The sequence below is a fragment of the Pseudonocardia sp. OZ21 genome (genome assembly GCF_059359135.1).
The window spans coordinates 398,365-421,800 of record NZ_JCADBN010000001.1 but is presented as its reverse complement, the minus strand read 5'-3'; the positions used below and the strand labels follow the sequence as shown (position 1 = coordinate 421,800).

Here is a 23,436-nt window from a genome sequence, read left to right as displayed (position 1 = left end):
CTCAGGCGGCGACCCCCAGCTGAGGCCTCATCCGCAGACTCGGGGCGATGGTGGCGGCGACCAGCAGGACACAGACGGCTGCGGTCGCCGCCAGCACGGCGGCCACTCCGAGCTGCGGCGCGCCGAGCGGCAGCAGCAGGATCACGACGACGCAGCTCACCAGGACGACGGGACGGATGACGGGCGCCGCGACGAGGCACACGTGGACCGTCCGCAGCAGGGTGACGAACACGGCGACCGGGATCGCGACGGCGTAACTGATCACGAGGGGTGATGCCGCGAGGTGGTGCCCGCTCTGCTCGACCGCGACCTCGAGGCCGGCGCCGAGGGCGGCGAGCGACGCGAAGATGCCGTAGTGGCCGTAGCCCCACAGGTAGGACCGGCGGCGGCGACCGCTCAGGCCTTCGCCCGCCGGCTGGAGGAAGTAGAGCCACCAGAGGGCGAACAGCAGCACGAGACCGGAGACGGCGACGGTGACGAAGGACCTGCTGACGCCACCTTCCGCGAGCGCACCTTCGACTCCCGTGGTCGCGGAGAGGACGCTCTCGCCGAGCAGGATGATCGTGAACAGGCCGTAGCGCTCGGCGATGTGATGCGGGTGCCACGTGGTGGCCCCGGTCCGCTCCGCCCACCTCGGCACGGCGAGCTCGAGGACGACCAGGCCGACGAAGAACAGCAGCAGCACGGACCAGGACGTCAGGACACCCGTCTCGACGAAGACGAGCCGCAGCACCCAGCCCGCCTGCAGGATCGTGATGCCGGCGGCATAGCGCAGCGCGGTGCGCCGGCCCGGCGGGTCCTCGAGCGCCACCCTCAGCCATTGCGCGACGAGCCCGATCCTCATGATGAGGTAGCCGAGCGTGACGATGCGGAAGTCGTCGTGGTCGGCCGCGGGCGCCACGCCGGCGGCGAGCACCAGCACGCCGCCCATCTGCACCATGGTCATCAGCCGGTAGGGCACGTCGTCGGTGTCGTAGGACGAGGCGAACCAGGTGAAGTTCATCCACGCCCACCAGATCGAGAAGAAGACCAGGAGGAACAGCACGAGCCCGTCCAGGGCGTGACCGGCGGCGATGCTGTGCGCGAACTGGGCGGTGACGGCCGCGATCGCGACCACGAAGGTGAGGTCGAACAGCAGCTCGAGCGGGCTGGACACGCGATGTGGCTCGTCGATCGGGCGGCCCGTCATCCGGACCCGGATACGGCCAGGGGTACCTGCTGGTGGCACGAGTTCGCTCCTGTCGGGCCGAGTGTCCGTCCTCCGGAGGACAGCACAGCGTCCCGGTACGTGACAGGAATGTCGGTCGTCGAGCCGCCACCTGGAGGGATCGTCCGGCGGACTCGTCACTCCGACGGTCGACGTGACCCGACCGCGGGGCTGTCCGCACTGTCCTCCCCGGTGAACCGGCGGAGCTCGGCGCTGGTCGCGGCGCCCGCGGCGGTCAGCACCAGAGCCACGCCGAGCACCATGAGCACCGCTCCCGACCACGTCCTCGCAGAGTCGGCAGGCTCTTCGCAGGGCCCACCGCATCTGCGACGAGCACACGTGGTCTGCGAGGACGCCCGGACGATCACCCGTTGATGATCCTGTTCTCGACGAGGAACTCCTTGGCGGCGTCCTCCGGCGTCTCGCCGTCGATGTCGACCTTCGCGTTGAGCTGGGTGGCGCGTTCGGTGGTGAGCGCCGTGGCGATCGCGCCGAACAGGGTGTCGTAGGCGGCCGCGTTGGCCTGGTACGTCTGCGTACGCATGCTGACCGCGACGTTGTACGTGGCCAGGGCCTGCTTGTCGTCCTTCAGGACGACGAGCTTGTTCTGGAGCACCTGGGCGTCGGTGCCGAAGACGACCGCGAAGTTGCACGGCTCGCGTGCGGCCACGCTCGTGTAGACCAGTCCGAAGTCGAGAACGGCCACGTCGGCGTCGGGGAGGTCGAAGCCGTAGGTCTTCTCGACGGCGGGCAGGCCGTCGTTGCGCGTGGGGAACTCGGCGGCGGAGCAGAGAGTGGCCGCCGTCGGGTTCTGCTGCGCCAACCGGGCATAGTCGCTGATGGTGGTGACGCCGAACTCCTTCGCGGCGTCGGGGTTCGCGGCGAGCGCGTAGGCGTTGTTGGCGCCGGCCATGGCGAACCAGGTGATCCCGTTGGCGGCGTCGGCCTTCTTGACCGCGTCGAACTGGGCCTGCTCGCCCGCGACGGGGTCGGTGTTGCCGAGCGGCCCGAGCCATGCGGTGCCCGTGTACTCCCAGTACATGTCGATCTGGCCCGACTGCAGCGCGCCGCGCACGACCGGGGTGCCGACGAGGCCCGTGCGGTCGTCCACCGTGGCGCCTGCGGCCTTGAGCGCCTGCACGGCGACCTGCCCGAGGATCAGCTGCTCGGTGAACTCCTTGGAGCCCACGGCGATCTGGGTGCCCGCCAGGTGGACGCCGGCCGCGACCGAGTCGCCGGTGTCACCACCGCCCGCTCCGCCCGACCCGCTGCTGCATGCCGACAGTGCGAGCACGCCGGCCAGTGCGAGCGCGCCGAGCACACGGTGCGATCGGGTTGTGGCTCTGGAAGTCACAGCGCCTCCTTCGGTGGTTGATGAACGTTGACGCTAGAGGCCACGGGGCCGGAGGACGTCCTCTGTCACACCGAGGACGTGGTCGACGAGCAGGGCGAGCACCGCGGTGAGGATGCTCGCGACCACGATCACCGGTGTGCGGCTCTGCACGATGCCGCCGTAGACGATGCTGCCGAGCCCCCCGGCGTTGGTGAGTGCACCGATCGTGGCCGTTCCGACGTTGATCACGGCCGCGGTGCGCACGCCGGCGAGGATGACCGGCACCGCGAGCGGCAGTTCGATCTCCCGCAGCACCCGGTTGCTCGACATGCCCATGCCACGGGCCGACTCCACGACGAACGGGTCGATCTGCTGCAGTCCGACGATCGTGTTGCGCAGGATGGGCAGGAACGCGTAGACGACCAGCGCGACGACGGCGCCGCGGAAGCCGGGGGCGAACAGGATCGCGAACAGGACGATCACCCCGAGCGAGGGCACCGACTGCGCGATGTTACCCAGCCCGACGACGATCGGGGTCAGCCGGCGCGCCCACGGCCTCGTGACGAGGATTCCCAGTGGCACCGCGAGGACGATGACGAGCACCGTCGAGAGGCCGACGAGCTGCAGGTGCACGAGAACGGCGGTGCGGAGGCCGTCGAAGGTGAGCAGGCGGCGCTCGACGTCGTCGAGGTCGGCGAACGCGACGTAGACCGCCACGGCGACGCAGACGAGCGTCAGCAGCGCGGGCACACCGAGGTAGCGGCGCCACCGCGCAGCCCGCGAGGCGCGCGGACGCTGCTCGGCGGCCTCCGTGTCGGTGCGGGCGTACGGATCCTCGATGCCGAGGCTCACCGCGACGGCACCTCTTCGGGGGCCTGCTCGTGAGCGTCGGTGCGCATGGTCTCGACCGCGGCCATGATCACCCGCATGTCGACGGTGCCCAGCAGCGCCCCGGAGCCGTCGACGACGACCACGGCCCCCACCCGGCTGCCCACCATCGCGTCCAGCGCCTCGGCCAGCGTGGCGGTGGGCTCGACGATGCCGCGCACCTCCACGCCCAGTCGCTCGAGGGAGCCGGATTGCTCCAGCTCACCGGCCTCCACCCAGCGCCGCGGCCTGCGTCGGTCGTCGAGCAGCAGCACCGATCCGTGCCCGGACGACGCGAGCGCGCTGATCGCCGCCTCCCGCCCGGAGCCGATCGGGGACGTCGGCCACTGCCCGAGCTCGACGTCGCGTACCCGCGCGAGTCCGAGGCGTTTGAGCGAGGCACCGGAGCCGATGAACTCCCGCACGAAGTCGTCGGCAGGTGCGGCGAGCACCGTCTCCGGGGTGTCGTACTGCGCGACCGTCGACCCTTCGCGGAGGATGGCGATCCGGTCGCCCATCGTGATCGCCTCGTCGATGTCGTGGGTGACGAAGACGATGGTCTTGCGGATCTCCTCCTGCAGGCGGAGGAACTCGTTCTGGAGGCGTTCGCGGCTGATCGGGTCGAGCGCGCCGAACGGCTCGTCCATCAGCATCACCGGCGGGTCCGCGGCGAGCGCGCGCGCCACTCCGACCCGCTGGCGCTGGCCGCCGGAGAGCTCCTTGGGATACCGGTCCCGGTAGGTCCCGGGGTCCATGCCCACGAGGTGCATGAGCTCGTCGAGCCGGTCGTCGATCCGCTGCTGCGACCACCCGAGCAAGCGGGGGACCGTGGTGATGTTGCGGCCGATGGTCTGGTGGGGGAAGAGACCGACCTGCTGGATGACGTAGCCGATGCGGCGGCGGAGGTGGTCGGGGTTCGCGCTGGTCACGTCCTCGCCCTGCAGGCGGATGATCCCCGACGACGGCTCGATGATCCGGTTGATCATCTTGAGGGTCGTGGTCTTCCCGCAGCCCGAGGGCCCGACGAGGATGACGATCTCGCCCTCGGCGATCGTCAGGTCGAGGGAGTCGACCGCGGGAGCCTGCTGGCCGGGGTACCGCTTGGTCAGCTGTTCCAGCTCGATCATGGCGGCCATCAGCGGATTCCCCTCGACGTGGTCAGACGGGTCAGTACGAGGAACGCGCCGTCGAGGAGCATTCCGACGAGCACGACACCGAGCGTGCCCATGAGGGCGAGGTTGACCGCGTTCGGGCTGGTGATCACCCGGAGCCCGGAGAAGATCAGCTCGCCCAGCCCGGGGCCGCCGATGATCGGGCCCAGCGCCGCCACCCCCACCAGCAGCACCGCGGACACCCGTACCCCGGTGACCACGACCGGCCACGCGAGCGGCAGTTCGATGCTCACCAGCCGGCGCCAGCGCCCCATCCCGACCCCCTGGGCGGCCTCGACGACCGCAGGGTCGACCCCGTTCAGCCCGGTGACCGTGTTGCGCACGATCGGCAGCAGCGAGTACAGCGCCAGCGCGACGACCACCGGCAGGGTCCCGATGGTGCCCAGCAGCGCGAGCAGCAGCGCGTACATCGCCAGCGACGGCACGGTGAGGATCAGCCCGCAGACGTTGACGGCCGCCGACCGGGCCCGTGGCCTGCGGTGCACGGCCATGCCCAGCGCCAGTCCGACCACGCTGCCGACGAGGAGCCCCGCGAGCACGACGGCGAGGTGCTCGAGAGACAGCTCGAGGAGCCGGTCGTAGTGGTCGAGGACGTACTCCGGGAAGCTGATCGCGGCTCCTTGGCGGTCGGACGGCCCCCCGGGTGGAGGTCGGTGTGCGGATCGGCGCCTCGATGGCCCGACCAACGGAACCTACCTACCTGGGTACCGGTCCGTGCACGTCGGGGCCTGATGACGGTCATGTAACGTCGGCGCGCCGCGTCGCCATTTGTCGTGAGGAATGCTTAGTATCTCGCGGTGTCCGCATCGATCTTCGTCGTGGGCGAGGCGAAGGCTCCGTCGAACAACCCGATCACCACCCGGTTCGGTCTGTTCTTCGTGGCGTTCGTGATCGAGCCGGACACCCACCGCATCCTGGATGCAGAATGCTCGGCGACGTTGGCCCTGACGAAGGACTTCGTCAGGAGCTTGTTCGTCCGGGAGTGCATCACGGACGAAGGTCGCCTGACGGAGCAGATCACCACCCGGTATCACGGCTCCTCGCAGCGGGCACTGACCGCGGCGTTCCACAACGCCGTCGTGAAGTACCGCAGCATCGCCGGCCTGTCCTCGGACTGAAGCCGGCGTAGACCGCTTCGATTGCCTGGTCCCCACCGGACCCAGACCCAGTCGGACACGCGCGAACGGATGGGCCCGCGCCCGTGCCCGGCTTCTTCGCGTCTGCCACCGGTTCGAGGGAAGGGTTGTGTCAGGACATGGGACTCACGGCGGTCCGGGAGCTGCGGGCCTGGCCCTACTCCGCGCCGCTCACCCGCCCGTTCATCACCTCGCGCCGCCGGGTCGACGTCGTCACCGGCGTGCTCGTGGAGGTCGAGCTGGCCGACGGCACCGTCGGACACGGCACGGCGGCGCAGACGTTCGGCGTCACCGGTGAGTCGGTCGCCTCCATGCTGGGGGCGCTGAACGACCCCATCGGACAAGCACTGACCGACCCGGGCGGCGGCCGCAGCCTGCGGGAGAACGCCGAAGCAATCGCCGCATCCTGCGTCGGAAACCCCAGCGCCAAGGCGGCCGCGGACGTGGCCCTGCACGATGCCTGGGCCCGCACGCTCGATCTGCCGCTGGCCGAGGCCCTCGGCGGGGACGCCGCGACGGTGCTGCGCACCGACATGACCATCAGCCTGGACACGCCGCAGGCCATGGCCCAGGCGGCCGTGGCGGCCCATGGCCAGGGGTTCGACGTGCTGAAGATCAAGCTCGGCCGCGACCGGCGGGCCGACCTCGAGCGGCTGGAGGCGGTGCACCGGGCCGTGCCGGCCGCGGAGTTCCGGCTGGACGCGAACCAGGGCTGGGACGTGAAGACCGCGATCCGCGTGATCCGGGCCATCGAGGACGCGGGTATCCCGCTGCAGCTGGTGGAGCAGCCCGTGGCCGGACACGACCTGAAAGGCCTGGCCGCGGTCACCGCGGCCGTCGACGTCCCGATCATGGCCGACGAGTCGATCGCCGCACCGCACGACGCCTTCGAGATCGCGGAACGCCGCGCAGCGGATCTGCTCAACATCAAGCTCGCCAAGTGCGGCGGGATCGGACAGGCGCTGGCCATCGCGGACGTCGCCAGGGCCGCCGGGCTCGAATGCATGATCGGCGCCATGATGGAGCCGCGGATCTCCATCACAGCAGCCGCCCATGTGGCCGCCGTCCACCCGGCCATCACGTTGGTGGATCTGGATTCGGCCGAATGGATCGACGACGTCGACCTGGCCGGCGGTTACGCCATGCGCGGAGCCGACATGCACCTCGGCCCGGGTCCCGGGCTGGGTTTCGACACGCATCTCGTGACAGAAAGGGCTCGACGGTGAGAGGTCGACGAACAGTGGTAGGTGCACTCTCGGTGGGGCTGCTGTGCTCGATCACAGGAACGGCCGCGGCCGCCCCGGCACCGGGCGGACTCGAGGCAGGCGACCACGCCTTCGTGAACGTGACCGTTGCGACGCTGTGGGTGGCGCCCGACCGGCCCCGGGACCTGGACGCCCCGGCGCTCGGCAATCCCGTCGACCTGGACCAGTGGAACAGGAACATGGAGGACACCGAGACGCGGCGGTGGCTCACCGGCAACCTGGAGACCCAGGCCGTGCTCGGCTCGGAGGTCGAGGTCACCGAGGTCGCGGGCGACTGGGCGCACGTGCTGGTCCTCGACCAGCACACGCCGCGCGACGCCCGCGGCTACCCCGGCTGGGTCCCGGTCCGTCAGCTCGTCGAGAACGACGAGTTCGGCGCCGACACGAAGAACCTGGACCGGGCGGTCGTCACCGACACGAGGACGTGGCTGAGCGCCACCCCGAACGGCAAGAAGCCGCAACAGGAGATCAGCTTCGCCACCCGGCTGCCGGTTCTCGCGCAGACCCGCGAGGGCGTCCGGGTCGCCCTGCCCGACGGTTCCGCCGCCTGGCTCGGCCGGGACGCCGTCGACATCTACGCGCCGGGCGAGAAGCCCGCCACGCCGACCGGCGAGGATCTCGTCGCCACCGGGAAGACGTTCCTGGGCCTGCGCTACCTGTGGGCGGGCGTCTCCGCCTACGGCCTGGACTGCTCGGGATTCACCTACACCGTCTACCGCGCGCACGGGATCGACATCCCGCGTGACTCGGGGCCCCAGTCGAGGTTCGGCACGGCGGTGGCGGCCGACGATCTGCAACCGGGTGACCTGTTGTTCTTCGCCCAGCCGGGAGGGGTCGGCAGCGTGCACCACGTGGGCATGTACATCGGTGACGGCCAGATGATCCACTCGCCGAACGCCGCCGTGTCCGTGCAGATCGTCGACTGGAAGCAGTGGGACACCGGACACGAGTTCGCCGGCGCCAGGCGCATCCAGATGGACGGCGGCAGCACGGTCGACATCGCCTGAACCACCCGCGTTCACGCCGCGTTTCCTCCAGGGACGGGACCGGGGAACCGACACGGCGTGATCGGCGCCTCGCCGCACAGCAGTCGGCTGTCCTCCCCGGGTGCGGAAGGAGATCGGCGATGATCTGCGGGCGCTGTGGGTGGTTCCTCCCTACTGACTGCACCTGTCGGCAGGTCGCCGACCCGGCCGCGATGGAGCGGCTGCGGCAGGCCGTCGAACGGCGTCATCGGGAGTCGAGGGAGCGGGCGAGCAAGACCACGGCGGCGCGCTACCGGACGGGCCCGCCGCCCGGCTGACGGCTCATCGCCCTGGCCGGGCCTGCCCGCCGGTGCTCACGACCGTCGAGCGCCGGGGAAGGGGCCGCGCCGCACGCCGGGGGACCGGTCGCCCGCGGGGATGACGGGCAGCAGCAGCGCGGGCTGCCGGTCCGGGCCGAAGGCGAGAGTGGTGGTGCCGCCGTAGACGTCGGCCGGGCGGTCGACGGGATCGGTGTGCACGAACATGCCGTGGCCCTTCATCGTGATGCCGTACGTGGCCGGCCACGGCCCCTCGCCGGGGAGCTCGAAGTCGCGGCCCTGCACGGTGAGCGCGAGCCGGTAGCCGGCCGGGACGACCACCGAGGTGGGCCAGATCTCGACGTCCAGCGGCACGGTCTCGCCCGGGGTGAGGGGCTCGGAACGGTTGTGGGGGTGCCAGGGCCGGTAGGGCAGGCTGAGCGCGGGGTCGAGGGCACGGTGGGACGCGCGGAGCCAGCCGGCCCCGACGACGCCGGCCGGGTCCAGCGCGCTGACGAACGTGACGTCGGTGCCGTCCGGGTCCAGCACGCGCAGCGTGAGGAACAGGTCGGCGTCGGTGGTGGAGGAGGACGCGAAGAGGCGGGCGGCGGCAGGCCCGGTGATCTCGGTGTCCTCGGTGAACGGCCCGGTGGTGAAGGTCAGGCCCTCGCCGAGCGCCTCGAACCCGACGCTCGCGGTCTCCGTCGGCGGCTCCTCGGCCAGGACGCCGTCCGGGTGCAGGTGCAGGGCGGTCCACCGGGTGCGCGCGAGCGGCCACTCCTGCTCGGCGCGGAGCTCGAAGCTGCCGTCGACGTGCCGGACGTTGAGCTGGACCGGCGGCTGCTGGTCCCAGCCCGTGTCCTCGTCCTTGAGGAAGTGCCCGAAGAACCGCTTCTGCAGGGCCACGCCGTAGTCGGTGTAGAACTCGGTGAAGTGCTCGAGCCCGTGGACCTCCAGCCACCTGTCGTTCGAGGAGACACGGGCGTAGCCCTCGAAGCCGCCTCGCGTGTGCAGGTGGTGAGCCCAGTTGGTGGCCGACAGCAGCGGGACGGTGATCTTGTCGAGCTGTGCCGAACGTTCCTGGTAGTACGAGTCGTCGAAGGGGTGGGCCAGCAACTCGGCGGGCGCGTCTCCGCGGTTGGCGGCCAGCTCCTCGTCCGACAGGGCGTCGGGGCCCGCGATCGGCTCCCCGGTGTTGGGGTTCCGGTCGCCGCGCCCGCCCCCGCCGTGCTGCACCGCCGACACCTGCACCGGGTACCAGACGGAGACGAAGGTGTTGAGGATGCCGGCGTGGTGGGTGAACTCGCGGTAGTGGTCACTCGCGCCCTCCCACGGGCAGATGGCCGCGAGGTGCGGCGGCTGCAGTGCCGCGACCTCCCACTGGTTCGCCGCGTAGTAGGAGATCCCCAGCAGACCTACCTTGCCGTTGCTCCACGGCTGGGTGCCCGCCCACTCGATGCACTCGTAGTAGTCGCGCGTCTCCCGCGGGGAGAAGATGTCGAGGCGGCCGGGGGAGTGCCCGGCGCCCCGCGAGTCCACCCGCACGCAGATGTAGCCGTCCGGCACCCATTTCTCGGGGTCCGCGGTCTCCCAGTTCTGGTACTTGTTCGACGACCCGGCCACGGCGTCCGGGTACTTCGTGGACAACGGCCCCCACATGCCGGGGAAGCCCGCCTGGAACGACAGGCCCTTCGCGTACGGGCCGTGATTCATGATCACCGGATACCGGCCGTCCTCCACCGGCCGGAACACGTCCGCGCGCAGCACCACGCCGTCGTCCATCCGGATGGGCACGTCCCATTCGACGCGCATCCCGTCGCGGACCTCGGTCTTGTGCTGAGTCACGGCCTTCTTCTCTCGTTCGTGGTGCGCATCAGGCGCGTCCTGGTGCGTGAGCGGAACCGATCAGGCCGTCGACGACGTGATCGACAGCCCGGGTCAGCGGTTCCGGCTCGCCGTGCAGGTGGGCGAGCATGATTCCGCCCTGGAGAGCGGTGAGCAGGGTTCGACCGGCCTCGGCCGGATCGGTGTCCGGGAGCACCCGACCCTCTCGGACGGCCCGGCCGACGAGTCCCGCGATGGCGTCCTGCCAGCGCCGGAAGAGATCGGCGAGGGTGTCGCGCAGCACCGGGTCCTGGTCGACCTGGCCGACGAACACCCCGAGGGGGCAGGTGCCCATACCGCTCTCGCGGTGAGCCAGGAGCACCTCGTCGCGCCACTGCCGGAGGTCACTGCACGCCGGGTCGCCCAGGCTGGGCTGCGCTGCCATCACGCGCTCGAACTGGTGGTGCAGAACCGCGACGGCCAGGTCCTGCTTGCCGTCGAAGTAGTGGTAGAGCTGCGACTTCCCGGCGTCGCTCGCGGCGAGCACGTCGTCCATCGACGGCGAGGCGAGGCCCCGCTCCTGCATCAGCCGCGCCGCGGCGGTGACGATCCCGGCCCGGCTGCGGCGTCCGCGCTCGGTGGTCGGCAACGGTTTCATGGGCGCTCCCCTGTCTCGACTCGACTGTACCAGTCAGTACACTTTTGGTCCGGCGGTCCGGCGTAGCGTGGCCGGATGTGAGCGGACGCTGGACACGGGAGCTGTTGTGACCGGCCCGCGGGACGCAGTCGTGGTCGGTGCCGGCATCAACGGGATGGTCGCCGCCGCGGAGCTCGCGAAGGCGGGCTGGACGGTCACTCTCGTCGACGGGAACGACCGGCTCGGCGGGTTCATCGACTCCGCTGAGCTGACGGTGCCCGGCTACCGCCACGACACGTACTCGTCGTGGCACCCGCTGTTCGTCTCCGGCGGCGCGTACGCGGCGCTCGGCGCCGACCTGCATCGGCATGGTCTCCGCTACCGCAACACCGACGACGAGCTGACCGCCAGCGTGGCCGCCGACGGCCGGGTGACCATGGCGTACCGCGATCCGGTCCGCACCGCCGAGGCGTTCGGGACTGCCGCCGACCGGAGTGGGTACCTGGCCGCGCTGGCCGAGCTCGATCGACTGCTGCCCGTGGTCGGCGCGGTGCTGGGCGCCGAGCCGCGCTCCACGGGCACGGTGCGGGCTCTCACGGAGAGCATGCGCAGGCTGGGCCGTGGCCATCTCGAGGAACTGCTGCGCTCCACGGTGACCGGTGGCCGGGCATGGGCGCGCAGCCGGTTCACCGGCGGCGAGGTCGACCATCTGTGGACGCCGTGGCTGCTGCACGCGGGCCTCACACCCGACCAGGCGCAGGGCGGGCTGATGATGCCGCTGCTGGCCGGGACCCTGCACGGCGTCGGACTGCCGGTGGTCGAGGGCGGTGCGGCAGCCTTCGTCGCGGCCTTCCGGGGGCTGTTCGACGAGCTCGGCGTCGAGGTGCTGCTCGGCAGGCCCGTCGAGGAGATCGTGGTGGCCGGCGGGCGGGCGATGGGAGTGCGGCTCGCGGGCGAGACGATCTGGGCGAGCCGGGCGGTGCTGGCGTCGGTGCCGCCGGACGCCCTGTACGGCGAGCTGCTCCCCGAGGTGAGAACCGAGGTGGCCGGCCTGGTGCGGGCCCGGCGCGAGGCGGCCCGGTTCCGGTACGGACGCGCCGCCATGCAGATCCACGTCGCGCTGTCGGGGCCGCCTGCCTGGCACGACTCCCGCCTCGCGGCCGTGCCGATGATCCACCTGACCGACGGGTCGGCCGGCACGGCGATCGCCTGCGCGCAGGCCGAGGCCGGCCTGCTGCCCGCGGTCCCGACCGTCGTCGTGGGACGCCAGGACGTGCTCGATCCCTCCCGGGTACCGGACGGCGGCGCCGCGCTGTGGATCCAGCTGCAGGAACTGCCCTTCGTCCCGGTCGGGGACGCCGCCGGTGAGCTGGACACCTCCGGCGGCTGGACCCGGGAGCTGGCGTCCGCCTACGCGGGCCGGGTGCTCGACCGCATCGCCGCGCACGCGCCCGGTCTGACCGACACGGTGCTGGGCACGACGGTCATCTCACCGGTGGACCTCGCGGCGGCGAACCCGAACGCGCGCTACGGCGACCCGTACGGCGGCGCCTGCGACCTCGATCAGGCCGTGCTGTGGCGACCGTTGCCCTCGGGCCGGTCGCATCGCACGCCGATCGCGGGCCTGTGGCAGGTCGGTGCCTCCACCCACCCCGGCGCGGGCCTCGGCGGCGGATCCGGGCACATCGTGGCCCAGCGGCTTACCGCACCACCGCTGCTGCAGCGGGTGCAGGACCGGGTCACGGCGTTCCTGCCGTTGCGCTGACGGCGGCCGCCCGCGTCCTCCTCAGGACCCGCTGATCGGGGCGGCGTCGGCCCTCGACGTCCCGAGCCTGCCGCCGAACTCGATGCCCGTCGCCTCCTTGCCTGCCAGGGCGAGCCCGGCGACCGCGATCAGCACCGGGACGACCGTCGCGACCAGTGCGAACGGGTACCCGTGCGATACGGCGAGACTCTCCTGGATCGGCAGGTTGAACGCGGCCAGGCAGTTCCCGAGTTGGTAGGTGACGCCGGGGTGGAAGCCGCGGATGGTGTCGGGCGACATCTCGGTGAGGTGCGCCGGAATCACGCCCCAGGCGCCCTGCACCACCACCTGCATCAGGAACGACCCGAGCACCAGGAACCCGGCCGTCCGGGAGAGCGCGAACAGCGGCACGATCGGCAGGCCCAGTACCGCGGAGAAGACGGGGATTGAGCAGGACGTCGCGGAACGAGGAGTTCGTCGCGCGCATCCGCTCCTGGGTGGCGCTCCACACCTCGGACTCGCGCACCCGCGACCTGATGAAGAGGCTGATCAGCGCGGGGATGATGCTGAGGGCGAACAGCCAGCGCCAGGACAGCCCGAGTGCGGTGATCACCACCAGCGAGGCGAGCGAGGCCAGCAGGTATCCCAGCGAGTAGCCCTGCTGCAGCAGGCCGGAGAAGAAGCCGCGGCGCTTCACGGGGATCTTCTCCATCGCCAGCGCGGCGCCGAGACCCCATTCGCCGCCCATCCCGATGCCGTAGAGCAGGCGCAGCACCAGCAGCACGGTGAAGTTCGGAGCGAACGCGCAGAGGAACCCGACGACCGAGTAGAAGCACACGTCGACGAGCAGCGGGATGCGTCGGCCCCGCCGGTCGGCCCAGATGCCGAACACGATCGCGCCCACCGGCCGCATGATCAGGGTCGCCGTGGTCAGGAAAGCCATTCGCGTCAGTGATACGCCGAAGTCGTGCGCGATGTCGGCATAGATGAACACGACGATGAAGTAGTCGAACGCGTCCATCGTCCGGCCGAGTAGGGCAGCGAGAAAAGAGTTCCGCTGGTCGGATGTGAGCGACGTACTCACTGAATCGGTCATTCCGGATTCTCGGCCTACCGCTATCTGGTCCTTCCTGCCGACAGCTGCTCGGCACCCTATGTCCGGCAATTGTTAGCGGCGACCCCGAAGAAATTGCGATAATTGTCGTGAAGATCCACTATCCGAACAATGTTGAGAATTGCGGTTCGGTAGTGTCGGGAAGGTGGCGCCCTGCCGTGGTGTTCGTAGGGCTTCTGCCGCGCGGCGGCCGAAGCTATAGTGAGCGTTGCAAGTTCTCTGTCTCGTCCTCGGAGAGTCGTCCGACGATCCGGAAGGGGCGGGCTGCGCGGGTGGGGGGCGCGCGCCGTGGTTGCCCGGAGGTGATCATGAGCGGATACGGTCGGATGCGGGAACGCGCCGCCCTGGCGGCGCAGATGGCCGCACTGAAGGCGCGGAAGGACGCGGGCACTCCGCAGTTCCGGCGGGGCGCGCTGGACGCGTTGGAGTGGTTGTGCGCGGGTGGCCCGGGGCCACTGACCGGGGTACTCACCGGCCTCCCGGTGCCGTCCCAGGCCATCGTCCGTGAGCTGGCAGGAGCCGAGGCGATCATCTACGGCAGACCGTCGGGCTGCCGGGACTACGCGTGCGGGCTCGAACACGCCCTCATGTGGGCCCAGTTCGCCACCGCGGCGCCCCCCGCGCCCGACAGGCGCGCCGGGGCGGGCGCGGGCGCCTGACCCGATCGCCGGGCGGGGCGCGGGGTGGCCTGCGCCTCAGCCCGCCGTCGTCGCCGGTCGCCCTGCCTGGTCGACGGGTACCTGGTCCGGGCCGACCGTGGGCTGCGGCTTGGGCCGGCCGCGGCGGTGGTCCCAGACGTCACGCAGGATCACCTGGATGATGCCGGCCGCGGGAATGGCGAGCAGGGCACCGAGGATCCCGGCCAGCTCCACCGCCACGAGGATCGCCACGAGAACGGTGAGCGGGTTGAGCTTGACCGTGCGGGCGAAGATGAGCGGCTGCAGCAGGTGGTTCTCCAACTGCTGGTAGAGCACGAAGAACACGATGACCGCGATCCCGGCGGGCACGGAGTGCACGAACCCCGCGATCGTGGCGACGACCGCTCCGATCGTGGCGCCGATCAGCGGGATCAGGTCGGTGATGGCGACGAAGAGCGCGATCAGCCCGGCGAAGGGCACTCCGACGACCTTGAGGACGGCGTAGGTCAGCAGTCCGCAGATCACGCTGATCAGCAGGTTGCCGGTGATGTAGCCGGTGACCGTCTGCGCGCAGTCGTGGGTGACCCTGCGGATCCGTTCAGCGCGGTGCGGCGGGAACAGGGCCAGCGACCCGGCGACGGCCTTCGGGCCTTCGAGGACGGCGAGGTAGGCCAGCACGAAGATCGTGACGGTGGCGACGACCGCCGTGCTGGCCGCCTGCACCACGCCGAGCGCAGGTGTGCCGAGTCCCGTGGCGAACTCGCGGATCCGGTCCTGGTTGTTCTGCACCCATTCCAGGGCGTGGACACGCGTGAGCAGGTCCCCCACCGGGCCGCGGCCCGCGCGGGCGTCGGCGATCATGGCGGGTAGCTGCCCCGCGACCTGCGTGCCCTCCCGCGCCAGCGGCACCGCGAACACCGCGAGCAACCCACCCAGCACGACGAGCACGAGAACGAACACCAGCAGCGTGGCGAGCGACCGGCGGCCTCGGGTGACGTGTCGCTGCACCCGGTCGACCGCGGGATATAGAGCGACCGCGAAGAACAGGGCCACGACCATCCAGATCAGTACGCGTTCGACCCGCATCACCAGCAGCACCGCGATGCCGGTGGCCAGCACCAGGCCGATCGTGGTCAGGATCGTCCGCACCGGAACCCGGGATTCGGCTTCCTCGGTTCTCGCATCGGTCACCGGGCCGGAGTTCACCGCAACGGTGCAGCGCAAACAGTGCGCCCGGCTCCGGCCTAGCCGCGGCCCGAATCGTCCTGATAGACGTCCGGCACGCCGTCGGCGTCGGTGTCGAGTTCCTCGGCGGCGCGGATGCGGCGGTAGTAACGGTTGCGGATGCGCAGCACCACCGTGGCCAGGAGCGCCGACAGCAGCGAGCCGGCCAGCACCCCGATCTTGACGTGGTCGTCGCGTTCGGTGCCCGCGCCGAAGGCGAGCTCGCCGATCAGCAGGGACACGGTGAACCCGATCCCCGCGAGCAGGGCGAGCCCGAGCACGTCCCACCACGACAGGCCGTCGTCGAGGGCGGCCCGGGTGAAGCGCTGCACGGTCCACGTCGCGCCGAGCACCCCGATCGGTTTGCCGACCAGCAGGGCGATGACGACGCCGAGCGTGACGCTGTCGGCGAGGCTCGAGCCGAGCCCTCCGGCCCCCAGCACGGACACCCCGGCTGCGAAGAAGGCGAAGACCGGAACGGCGAACCCCGCCGAGATCGGGCGGAAGCGGTGCTCGAAGTGCTCGGCCAGGCCCGGGCCGGGGCCGTCCGTGCGCCGGACCACCGGCACGGCGAACCCGAGCAGCACCCCGGCCACGGTGGCGTGCACCCCGGAGGCGTGCACGAGCGCCCACGTGGCCGCGGCGAGAGGCAGCAGCAGCCACCAGGACCGGACCCGGCGTTGCACCAGCACCGTGAACAGCCCCAGCGGCAGCAGGGCCAGTGCGAGCGGGACCGGCTGCAGGGAATCGGTGTAGAAGACGGCGATGATCGTGATCGCGAGGAGGTCGTCGACCACGGCGAGGGTGAGCAGGAACGTCCGCAGTGCCGACGGGAGGTGGGTGGCGATGACGGCCAGCACGGCGAGTGCGAAGGCGATGTCGGTGGCGGTGGGGACGGCCCATCCGGCCAGTGCCCCGTCGCCCGCGCCTGCGTTGATCGCCACGTAGATCACGGCGGGGGCGGCCATGCCCCCGACGGCGGCGGCGACCGGCAACGCCGCGACCCGGGGGTCGCGCAGGTCGCCGGCGACGAACTCGCGTTTGAGCTCCAGCCCGGCCACGAAGAAGAAGATCGCCAGCAGACCGTCGGCCGCCCACTCGGCCAGTGTCAGGTCGAGATGCAGCGCGACCGGGCCGACCCGCAGCCCCGCGAGGCTGCTGTAGACGCCGGACCACGGCGAGTTCGCCCACACGAGCGCGATGACCGCGGCACCGACCAGCAGAGCGCCACCCACGGTCTCGGTGCGCAGGATGTCGGCGACCCGGCTGACCTCCGGCCAGCTACCCCGGCCGAACAGGCGGGGCGTCGGGCGGCCGGCTGGTGTGGTCACTGATCCTCCGCAGGGGTCGGGAACGAGATCGCCGACCAGACTTCCCGGCACACCGACCGTCATCGTAGGGCCCACCCGGACGGAACACCCGGACGGAACACCGGGCGGCCGCCGGTAGGCCGCAGGGACGGTCGGCGGCCGCGGAGCGTGCGACGACCGGGCGTGAGGGGCTTGCGCCGACCGGTGGCGGAACCGGTTCGCCCTGTTCAGACGGGGTGGACGCCGCTACAGTCAGGCCACGACGCAGGCCTGGCCCCTGCTCCGCGTCCGCTGGACAAGCCGCTCCGGATCACCACAGCATCCGGAGCGACCTGGCTCGGAGCTCGTCGGGTACGAGGTTCGCGGACTGCCACCGAAGCTGTCGGCTCCGAGTCTCCTGGCCCTTCTCACGCGGGACGATGGCCTCCTCCGGCGAGGCCGGGAAGTGCGGGTGTGTCATGGATGTGTTCGCAGGCGGTCGAGAGGCGCCGTCACCAGGAATCGACACCGCGCGGATCCGGCTCGTCAGCGTGAGCGGGCCACCGACGGAAGTGACCGTGCACGTCAGCGGCGAGATCGACCTGTTCACCGAGCCGGCGATGACCCACTGCCTGACCGAACAGCTCCGGACCACCCCGGGCCTCTCGAGCCTCGTCGTCGACCTGTCGTCGGTGACCTTCGTCGGTGCGCGTGGCCTCTCCGCGCTCCTGGAGGTGGCGAGCGCCGCCACCCGTCACGCCGTCGCGTTCCGGGTGGTCGGTTGCAGCCGGCAGGTCCTGCGGTGCCTCGACATCATCGACCCCCACGACACGCTGCCCCGGCAGGCCGACTGCACCCCACCCACGTCGGGCCGTCATCGCGGTGACTGGGGGAGCCGTCGCCGCAGAGCCGGCGACATGCCGCAGCGCACCGTGTTCATCCCGGCCCAGTCGCGTCGTCCTGTCTCGGGGTCGTAGGAACCCGTGGTCTCACCGGAATGGGGGAGCTGACGGGTCCCTATCCGTGGTACTCCGCGGACGAGCCGGTCTCACGGGCACGGGTCCGCGCGCCGGTGTCGCCAAGGAGGTGGCTGTTGTGAGCTTCTCGAACAAGCTCGGCAACAAGGCCCAGGAACTGCGTGGACGCTTCAAGCGGAACACCGGAGAGGTCACCGGTGACAGGCGCCTGCGGTCCGAGGGCAGATCGGACGAGGTGAAGGGCAACCTCAAGCAGACGGGCGAGAAGGTCAAGGACATGTTCCGCGGGCGGGGCCGTCGCGGTCGCCGTCGCTGACCTCAGCTGCCCGGCCCGCGCTGTGATCTCGCGGACGCAGGAGCGCAGCCTCCGCAGGTGAGGACGGGTCGGGCCGGGCCGCGCCCAGCCGCGTCCTTGACGTGCTCGGCGCACGGCGGTCTGCTGATCTCCCAGCACGTCGATCAGGGGGATTGGCCATGACGGACCCGGTTGCGGCGGCTGTCGACTCGTTGCGGCTCGTGGATCACCACGTCCACGGCGCGGCGAGCGGCGCTCTCGACGCCGCCGGTCTCGCTGCCGGGCTCTCCGAGTCCTCCTGGCCCGCGCCTGCGGGCACCTCGCACCTGGACTCGCAGATCGGCTTCGCCGTCCGCCGCTGGTGTGCCCCGGTGCTCGACCTGCCCCCGCACGTCGACGTGCCCGACTACCTGGAGCGGCGCCGCGTGCTCGGCGCCGCCGAGGTGACCCGCCGGTTCCTGACGGCGAGCGGCATCGGGTGCTTCCTCGTGGAGACCGGCTACCGCGCCGACGAGATTCTCGGGCCCGCGGAGATGGCCAGTGCCGCGAGCACGCCCACCGAGCCGGTGTCGGCCGAGGAGGTCGTGCGGCTGGAGTCGGTGGCCGAGGACGTGGCGGCGGCGGGCACCGACGCGTCCGGCTTCGCCGCCGCGTTCGCCGCCGCCCTCGACGAGCGGGCGCGCGACGCCGTCGGGCTGAAGTCCGTGATCGCCTACCGGTACGGACTCGACTTCGATCCCGAGTCTCCCGATCCGGGCGAGGTGCGGCGAGCCGCCGGGCAGTGGCTGCGGGCCGGGGGACGACTCACCGACGCGGTGTTGCTGCGCCACCTGCTCTGGGCGGGTGTGGAACGGGGGCTCCCGCTGCAGTTCCACGTCGGCTACGGCGACACCGACCTCACCCTGCACCGCTGCGACCCGTCGTTGATGACCGGATTCCTGCGCCGGGTACAGGACCGCCAGGTGCCGATCATGCTGCTGCACTGCTACCCGTACCACCGCACGGCGGCCTACCTCGCCGCCGCGTTCCCGCACGTCTACCTCGACGTCGGGCTGGCGATCAACTACACGGGCTCACGGAGCCGCACGGTGGTCGCCGAGTCGCTCGAGGTGGCGCCGTTCGCCAAGGTGCTCTTCTCCTCCGACGCGTGGGGCCCCCCGGAGCTGCACCACCTCGGCGCAGTGCTGTGGCGCCGCGCGATGACCGACCTCCTGGGCGAGTGGGTGTCAGCGGGCGACTGGTCCCCGGCCGACGCCGTGCGGGTCGCCGAGATGGTCGGCGCGGGGAACGCGCGGCGCGTCTACGCGCTGGAGGCCGGGGCGCCGGTTTCGGGCGAGTCGGGGGCGTGAAACGGGCGACTCGCGGGCGGAGTGCGCCCGCACCCCACCCAGCCGCTCCTCGCAGAGGGCGTGGGTTCGTCGCGTAGCCGGGGGGACGGGTTGGGCGTCAGCCCTCCGACACCACCCGGGCGTCCGGGCCGGGGAAGTAGACCGACTCGTGGCCGTCCTGCCAGCGGACCCGGTAGTGCTCCCGCTCGCCGTCGCCGATCACCTCGACCACCTCACCCCGTCGAGGGCGGGTGTCGAGCGTGGTGGTCTCGACGACGATCTGGTCTCCCGTGCAGCAACGCATCGCGCGTCCTCCTCCACTGGTGCCGTGCCAAGTCTGGGACCGCGCCGGGCCGCCGACAAGGCCGAAGGGCCTTCGATCCTCAGGAACCGTGGTTGGGCAGTGGGGCTCGCGGGGTGAGCAGCACCGAGCACGGCGCGTGGTGCAGAGCGCTGCAGGCGACGAGCCCGAGCGGGCCGGGCGGGGACGAACGCGGTCCGCCGACGACCAGGAGGTCGGCGTCGAGCCCCTCGCCGACCATCTCGTGCGGGTGGACGCGGAGCAGCCGCTGCTCCACGGTGAGCCGCGGGGCGGCGTCGAGCACGTCGGCCGCGGCCTGGTCGAGGAGGTGGTGGGCGCGGTCGAGCGCGGCGTCGAGCCCGACGCTGCGCGCGCCGTACGAGGTGGGCACCCCGTGCGCGACGACCAGTTCCGCACCCATCTGCTGGGCTGCGGTGACGGCGGCCGCCAGCACGGGCGCGTCGTCGGGCAGGGACTGCACGGCGGCGACGACCCGGCGCGGCCCCGAGCGGGCGGCGCTGCCGGGCGCGGAGACGACGGCGAGGACGGCGACGCCCCGGCGGGCCGCGTCCGCCGCGGTCTCGGCGATCGTGCTGATGCGCTGCGCCGACGCCGGGAAGTCGCCGGGTGCGGCCGCCGGGAGGTGCTGGCGGCGCAGCCACCGGCCGGACCGCCGGCACCACTGCACCACCCAGTCCGGTGCTCCCGAGCTGTCGCAAACGACCACCACGCCACCGCGCTCCACGGGATCGGCGTGTCGGATCGGCAGGGTGGTCACGTGGACGCTCACTACTGGGACCTTCCTCCGGAGGGCGGGTCCTGGTCCATTACATGATGGTGGGAACCCGCGCCCCCGGGACGACCCGCTGCAACCGTCCGGCGACCCCCTCCACCCGATCGGCTGCGGCAGGCGCCCGAGCGGGCAGAAGCTCGTCACGTAGCGCGGCGGCCGCACCGGAGGAGCCCGCCCCCGACCCGCCTTGACCGGGGAAACCCGGCGCCGCAGAGTGATCGGATGAGCGGCGCGCCGATCAGCAGTTCGTTCCGGGAGAACACCCCGTGACCGCGGAACCGCAGCCGTGGCAATGGGACGAGACCACGTGGCGAGGGCACGTCGACCGCGTGCGCGCCGGGGCCCGGCTGGTGCCGGAGAGCTGGCCGGGCGGCGCCCGGGTCGCGGTGGCGATCTCCTTCGACCCCGACCACGAGACGATCCCGCTGCGCGACGGCGAGACCCGGCCGGGAAAGCTCTCCCAGGGCGAGTACGGCGCGCGGGTGGCCGCGCCGAAGGTGCTCGCGCTGCTCGCCGAGTTCGGCGTCCCGGCCAGCTTCTTCATGCCGGCGGTGTCGGCGCTGCTGCACCCCGACGAGGTCACCGCCTACGTCGCGGGCGGGCACGAGGTCGGCGTGCACGGCTGGATCCACGAACGCAACATGACGCTGGAGGCCGCTGCCGAGCTGGACCTCACCGCCCGTGCGATCGAGGTCCTGGAGATGCTGAGCGGGGTGCGTCCGGTCGGCATCCGCACTCCGAGCTGGGACTTCTCCGACCGGACGCTGGCAATCATCGAGCAGCTCGGGCTGGGCTACGACTCCTCGCTGATGGCCGACGACGAGCCCTACGAACTGGTGGCCGCCGGACGGCGGACGGGCATCGTCGAGATCCCGGTGGAGTGGATCCGCGACGACGCCCCGTACCTGATGATGGAGCGCTACGGCGCGCTGCGGCCCTACACCCCGCCGCGGGCCCTGCTGGAGATCTGGCGTGACGAGTTCGACGCCGCCTACGCGGAGGGCGGGCTGTTCCAGCTCACCCTGCACCCCCACATCATCGGCCACCGGTCCCGGCTCGTGGTCCTGCGTGAGCTGCTCGCGCACATCTGCGGGCACACCGGAGTCTGGTTCGCCACCCACGCCCGGATCGCGGAGGTGGCCAGGGCACAGCTCACCCCGCCGGGGTGATCACCGCGTTCGGGCGACAGCGGGTTCCCGGGCCGCCCGACCGGGTATCGGCACTTGCATGGCCGACCCGGTGGAACACGACCTGGAGCTCACGACCAGCGCCCTGCAGTCCGGGCCGTTCGCGCTCGGCATCGCAGGCGGTCTGGTCGAGGTGCAACGCTGGCAGGAACGGTTGGACGGCACCGCGGCCGTCGCGTTGCAGGAGATCGGGGCGATGCTGGCCGAGCTGCGCGGCGAGCTGGAGAGCGACGCCCCCGACAGCGCCGTCCTCGCCGACCTGATGCGCCGCCTCGCCGACCGCACCCTCGCCGTGGCGGCCGAGCAGCCCGACGGCGAGGTGCGGTCCCGTCTCGAGGAGCTCGGCCACCTGCTGGACCGGGGTGCGGCCGAGGCCGACTGACCTCGTACGCGGCCCCGGTCAGGTGTGTTCGGCCAGCACGCGGCACAGCGCGTCCACCGCGGCGTCGAAAGCCTGGTCGGACGGGCCGCCGTAGCCGACGACCAGGCCGTCCACCGCCGCCGTCGATGCGTCCGGGTGGCGGAACGCGGACAGCCCGTCGAGGGCGATCCCGGCTGCGGCCGCCGCCTCCACGAGCGTCCGTTCCGTACCCGGCGGCAGTCGCAGCACCAGTTGCAGGCCCGCGGCGATCCCGCTGGGCCGCAGCCGGCCGCCCCGCTCGGCGACGGCCGTGACGAGCTGGTCGCGACGACGGCGGTAGCGCTGACGCATCCGGCGGACGTGTCGCTCGTAGGAGCCGGAGGCGATGAAGTCGGCGAGCGTGAGCTGGGTCAGGACACAGGCACATGCCTCCTGGCCGACCTGGGCGGCGAGCACGGGTTCCACGAGCCGTTCGGGAAGGGCCATCCAGGTCACGCACACACCCGGCGAGAGGGCCGCGCCTGCCGAGCCGATGTACACGACGTGTTCGGGGTCCAGCCCCTGGAGGGCACCCACCGGATGGCGGTCGTAGCGCAGCTCCCCGTCGTAGTCGTCCTCGATGATGAGCCCGTCACGGGAACCCGCCCAGTCGAGGACCCACTGCCGCCGGGGCGGTGCCAGCGGGCCGCCGGTGGGGAACTGGTGGGCAGGTGTGAGCAGAACGTGGTGCACCTGCTGGTGGCGGCCGAGCTCCTCGACCCGCGCACCGTCGTCGTCGACACCGAGCGGCACGGTGGTCACGGGTGCGCGGTGCAACGCGTGCCCGTAGGACTCGACGGCGAGCGGACGGTCCGCAGCCCCGTCGAACAGCAGTTGCAGCGCGTGGCCGAAGCCGGAACAGATGATGAGCCGGTCGGGCGTGGTGCGCACCCCACGGGCCCGCACGAGGTATTCGGCCAGTGCCTCACGCAGCTCGATCCGCCCGCGGGGGTCACCCGGACCGAACGCGTCGCCGGGTGCCGTCGCCAGCGCCCGCCGCCCCGAGGAGAGCCAGGCGCTGCGCGGGAACGAGAACGCGTCGGGTTGCCCCTGCCCGAGGTTGTGCACCGGGCGCGGCCGTGGCGCCGCCGCCACCGGTGCCGCCTCGCCGTCCTGTCGTGGGACGGGTGGTGTGGCGCGTCGCGCGACCTGCGTACCCGCTCCCTGCCGGGCGGTGAGCCACCCCTCCGCGACGAGCTCCGCGTAGGCGTCCGCGACGGTGTTGCGCGCCAGCCCCAGCTCGGCCGCGACCGACCGGTACGGGGGCAGGCGGCTGCCCGGCGCGAGCCGTCCCGAGCGGACGGCCTCCCGAAGCGCCCTGATGAGCGCGGCGCGCCGGCTCCCCCGGCCGGCCAGCTCCCGTTGTACGTCCGAACCGAGTTGCTCTGTCAGATTGACCCACGAATTCCCCACCGAATTGCAC

The 23,436-nt window shown here is 71.7% G+C and carries 24 protein-coding genes and 1 pseudogene; 11 read left to right on the top strand and 14 right to left on the bottom strand.

The annotated features are described in order from the left end of the window. Nucleotide 1 precedes the first annotated feature (1 nt). From AC5L35_RS02085 to AC5L35_RS02065, 5 genes are all read right to left on the bottom strand, one after another. Nucleotides 2-1,156, bottom strand: coding sequence for a low temperature requirement protein A (locus tag AC5L35_RS02085; RefSeq protein ID WP_495057780.1), 1,155 nt, complete (start codon nt 1,154-1,156; stop codon nt 2-4). Between the two features lie 415 nt (nt 1,157-1,571). Further along, the gene (locus AC5L35_RS02080; protein WP_495057779.1) at nt 1,572-2,561 is read right to left on the bottom strand and encodes a glycine betaine ABC transporter substrate-binding protein; all 990 of its coding nucleotides are present in this window, start codon (nt 2,559-2,561) and stop codon (nt 1,572-1,574) included. A 33-nt stretch (nt 2,562-2,594) separates the two neighbouring features. Further along, the gene (locus tag AC5L35_RS02075) at nt 2,595-3,392 is read right to left on the bottom strand and encodes an ABC transporter permease (RefSeq protein ID WP_495057778.1); all 798 of its coding nucleotides are present in this window, start codon (nt 3,390-3,392) and stop codon (nt 2,595-2,597) included. Continuing rightward, nucleotides 3,389-4,543, bottom strand: a complete 1,155-nt coding sequence (locus AC5L35_RS02070) for a betaine/proline/choline family ABC transporter ATP-binding protein (protein ID WP_495057777.1) — start codon at nt 4,541-4,543, stop codon at nt 3,389-3,391. The genes AC5L35_RS02075 and AC5L35_RS02070 overlap by 4 nt, the downstream gene beginning before the upstream one ends. Beyond that, the gene (locus tag AC5L35_RS02065; protein ID WP_495057776.1) at nt 4,543-5,265 is read right to left on the bottom strand and encodes an ABC transporter permease; all 723 of its coding nucleotides are present in this window, start codon (nt 5,263-5,265) and stop codon (nt 4,543-4,545) included. Before AC5L35_RS02065 ends, AC5L35_RS02070 begins: the two co-directional genes overlap by 1 nt. A gap of 111 nt (nt 5,266-5,376) precedes the next feature. Between AC5L35_RS02065 and AC5L35_RS02060 the strand changes: the two genes are divergently transcribed. The 4 genes from AC5L35_RS02060 to AC5L35_RS02045 all read left to right on the top strand — a co-directional run bounded on the left by AC5L35_RS02060 (nt 5,377) and on the right by AC5L35_RS02045 (nt 8,283). Next, nucleotides 5,377-5,697, top strand: coding sequence for a DUF3870 domain-containing protein (locus AC5L35_RS02060; RefSeq protein WP_495057775.1), 321 nt, complete (start codon nt 5,377-5,379; stop codon nt 5,695-5,697). Between the two features lie 137 nt (nt 5,698-5,834). Further along, on the top strand, nt 5,835-6,941 hold the full coding sequence (locus tag AC5L35_RS02055; protein WP_495057774.1) for a dipeptide epimerase: 1,107 nt from the start codon (nt 5,835-5,837) through the stop codon (nt 6,939-6,941). 14 nt (nt 6,942-6,955) lie between these two features. Continuing rightward, nucleotides 6,956-7,987, top strand: coding sequence for a C40 family peptidase (locus tag AC5L35_RS02050; protein WP_495057773.1), 1,032 nt, complete (start codon nt 6,956-6,958; stop codon nt 7,985-7,987). 119 nt (nt 7,988-8,106) lie between these two features. Then, nucleotides 8,107-8,283, top strand: coding sequence for a hypothetical protein (locus AC5L35_RS02045; RefSeq protein WP_495057772.1), 177 nt, complete (start codon nt 8,107-8,109; stop codon nt 8,281-8,283). A gap of 36 nt (nt 8,284-8,319) precedes the next feature. Here AC5L35_RS02045 and AC5L35_RS02040 read toward each other — a convergent pair whose 3' ends face one another. Further along, nucleotides 8,320-10,107 carry a CocE/NonD family hydrolase gene (locus tag AC5L35_RS02040; RefSeq protein ID WP_495057771.1) on the bottom strand — a complete coding sequence of 596 codons (1,788 nt, stop codon included), beginning with the start codon at nt 10,105-10,107 and terminating at the stop codon, nt 8,320-8,322. A gap of 28 nt (nt 10,108-10,135) precedes the next feature. Further along, nucleotides 10,136-10,744 carry a TetR/AcrR family transcriptional regulator gene (locus AC5L35_RS02035; protein ID WP_495057770.1) on the bottom strand — a complete coding sequence of 203 codons (609 nt, stop codon included), beginning with the start codon at nt 10,742-10,744 and terminating at the stop codon, nt 10,136-10,138. A gap of 106 nt (nt 10,745-10,850) precedes the next feature. On the opposite strand from AC5L35_RS02035, the gene AC5L35_RS02030 reads away from it, so the two are divergent. Continuing rightward, on the top strand, nt 10,851-12,488 hold the full coding sequence (locus AC5L35_RS02030) for a phytoene desaturase family protein (RefSeq protein WP_495057769.1): 1,638 nt from the start codon (nt 10,851-10,853) through the stop codon (nt 12,486-12,488). A gap of 21 nt (nt 12,489-12,509) precedes the next feature. Here the strand turns inward: AC5L35_RS02030 and AC5L35_RS02025 are convergent, their stop codons facing one another. Both AC5L35_RS02025 and AC5L35_RS02020 read right to left on the bottom strand, forming a co-directional pair. After that, the gene (locus tag AC5L35_RS02025) at nt 12,510-12,878 is read right to left on the bottom strand and encodes a hypothetical protein (protein ID WP_495058092.1); all 369 of its coding nucleotides are present in this window, start codon (nt 12,876-12,878) and stop codon (nt 12,510-12,512) included. A gap of 91 nt (nt 12,879-12,969) precedes the next feature. Beyond that, a pseudogene (locus AC5L35_RS02020) lies at nt 12,970-13,488 on the bottom strand (MFS transporter); the annotation flags it as partial. Between the two features lie 401 nt (nt 13,489-13,889). Here AC5L35_RS02020 and AC5L35_RS02015 point away from each other — a divergent pair. Then, a complete protein-coding gene (locus tag AC5L35_RS02015; protein WP_495057768.1) occupies nt 13,890-14,240 on the top strand; it encodes a hypothetical protein in 351 nt (116 codons plus the stop codon). A gap of 36 nt (nt 14,241-14,276) precedes the next feature. On the opposite strand, the gene AC5L35_RS02010 is transcribed toward AC5L35_RS02015, so the two are convergent. Next, a complete protein-coding gene (locus tag AC5L35_RS02010) occupies nt 14,277-15,410 on the bottom strand; it encodes an AI-2E family transporter (protein WP_495057767.1) in 1,134 nt (377 codons plus the stop codon). 53 nt (nt 15,411-15,463) lie between these two features. Beyond that, the gene (nhaA, locus tag AC5L35_RS02005; protein WP_495057766.1) at nt 15,464-16,774 is read right to left on the bottom strand and encodes a Na+/H+ antiporter NhaA; all 1,311 of its coding nucleotides are present in this window, start codon (nt 16,772-16,774) and stop codon (nt 15,464-15,466) included. Nucleotides 16,775-17,211: 437 nt separating this feature from the next. On the opposite strand from nhaA, the gene AC5L35_RS02000 reads away from it, so the two are divergent. The 3 genes from AC5L35_RS02000 (at nt 17,212) to AC5L35_RS01990 (ending at nt 19,353) form a co-directional block, all read left to right on the top strand. Further along, entirely contained in the window at nt 17,212-17,709 is a 498-nt protein-coding gene (locus AC5L35_RS02000) for an STAS domain-containing protein (protein WP_495057765.1), read from the top strand. Nucleotides 17,710-17,827: 118 nt separating this feature from the next. Next, on the top strand, nt 17,828-18,025 hold the full coding sequence (locus AC5L35_RS01995; protein WP_495057764.1) for a CsbD family protein: 198 nt from the start codon (nt 17,828-17,830) through the stop codon (nt 18,023-18,025). Nucleotides 18,026-18,183: 158 nt separating this feature from the next. Further along, nucleotides 18,184-19,353: an amidohydrolase family protein gene (locus tag AC5L35_RS01990; protein ID WP_495057763.1), complete on the top strand. Its 1,170-nt coding sequence runs from the start codon at nt 18,184-18,186 to the stop codon at nt 19,351-19,353. A 97-nt stretch (nt 19,354-19,450) separates the two neighbouring features. On the opposite strand, the gene AC5L35_RS01985 is transcribed toward AC5L35_RS01990, so the two are convergent. Next, nucleotides 19,451-19,636, bottom strand: a complete 186-nt coding sequence (locus AC5L35_RS01985) for a DUF1918 domain-containing protein (protein WP_169395103.1) — start codon at nt 19,634-19,636, stop codon at nt 19,451-19,453. A 79-nt stretch (nt 19,637-19,715) separates the two neighbouring features. Continuing rightward, a complete protein-coding gene (locus tag AC5L35_RS01980; RefSeq protein WP_495057762.1) occupies nt 19,716-20,423 on the bottom strand; it encodes a universal stress protein in 708 nt (235 codons plus the stop codon). 269 nt (nt 20,424-20,692) lie between these two features. On the opposite strand from AC5L35_RS01980, the gene AC5L35_RS01975 reads away from it, so the two are divergent. Both AC5L35_RS01975 and AC5L35_RS01970 read left to right on the top strand, forming a co-directional pair. Continuing rightward, nucleotides 20,693-21,595: a polysaccharide deacetylase family protein gene (locus tag AC5L35_RS01975; RefSeq protein ID WP_495057761.1), complete on the top strand. Its 903-nt coding sequence runs from the start codon at nt 20,693-20,695 to the stop codon at nt 21,593-21,595. Between the two features lie 58 nt (nt 21,596-21,653). Next, nucleotides 21,654-21,995: a hypothetical protein gene (locus tag AC5L35_RS01970; RefSeq protein WP_495057760.1), complete on the top strand. Its 342-nt coding sequence runs from the start codon at nt 21,654-21,656 to the stop codon at nt 21,993-21,995. Between the two features lie 18 nt (nt 21,996-22,013). Here the strand turns inward: AC5L35_RS01970 and pdxR are convergent, their stop codons facing one another. Beyond that, nucleotides 22,014-23,426, bottom strand: a complete 1,413-nt coding sequence (pdxR, locus tag AC5L35_RS01965; protein WP_495057759.1) for a MocR-like pyridoxine biosynthesis transcription factor PdxR — start codon at nt 23,424-23,426, stop codon at nt 22,014-22,016. Nucleotides 23,427-23,436 lie beyond the last annotated feature (10 nt).

Excerpts from the sequence above, each read along its gene's own strand:
- AC5L35_RS02000 (WP_495057765.1), top strand. The coding sequence starts at position 17,212 with ATGGATGTGTTCGCAGGCGGTCGAGAGGCGCCGTCACCAGGAATCGAC.
- AC5L35_RS01985 (WP_169395103.1), bottom strand. The coding sequence starts at position 19,636 with ATGCGTTGCTGCACGGGAGACCAGATCGTCGTCGAGACCACCACGCTC.
- AC5L35_RS02015 (WP_495057768.1), top strand. The coding sequence starts at position 13,890 with ATGAGCGGATACGGTCGGATGCGGGAACGCGCCGCCCTGGCGGCGCAG.
- AC5L35_RS02035 (WP_495057770.1), bottom strand. The coding sequence starts at position 10,744 with ATGAAACCGTTGCCGACCACCGAGCGCGGACGCCGCAGCCGGGCCGGG.
- AC5L35_RS01990 (WP_495057763.1), top strand. The coding sequence starts at position 18,184 with ATGACGGACCCGGTTGCGGCGGCTGTCGACTCGTTGCGGCTCGTGGAT.
- AC5L35_RS02045 (WP_495057772.1), top strand. The coding sequence starts at position 8,107 with ATGATCTGCGGGCGCTGTGGGTGGTTCCTCCCTACTGACTGCACCTGT.
- AC5L35_RS02055 (WP_495057774.1), top strand. The coding sequence starts at position 5,835 with ATGGGACTCACGGCGGTCCGGGAGCTGCGGGCCTGGCCCTACTCCGCG.
- AC5L35_RS02070 (WP_495057777.1), bottom strand. The coding sequence starts at position 4,543 with ATGGCCGCCATGATCGAGCTGGAACAGCTGACCAAGCGGTACCCCGGC.
- AC5L35_RS01970 (WP_495057760.1), top strand. The coding sequence starts at position 21,654 with ATGGCCGACCCGGTGGAACACGACCTGGAGCTCACGACCAGCGCCCTG.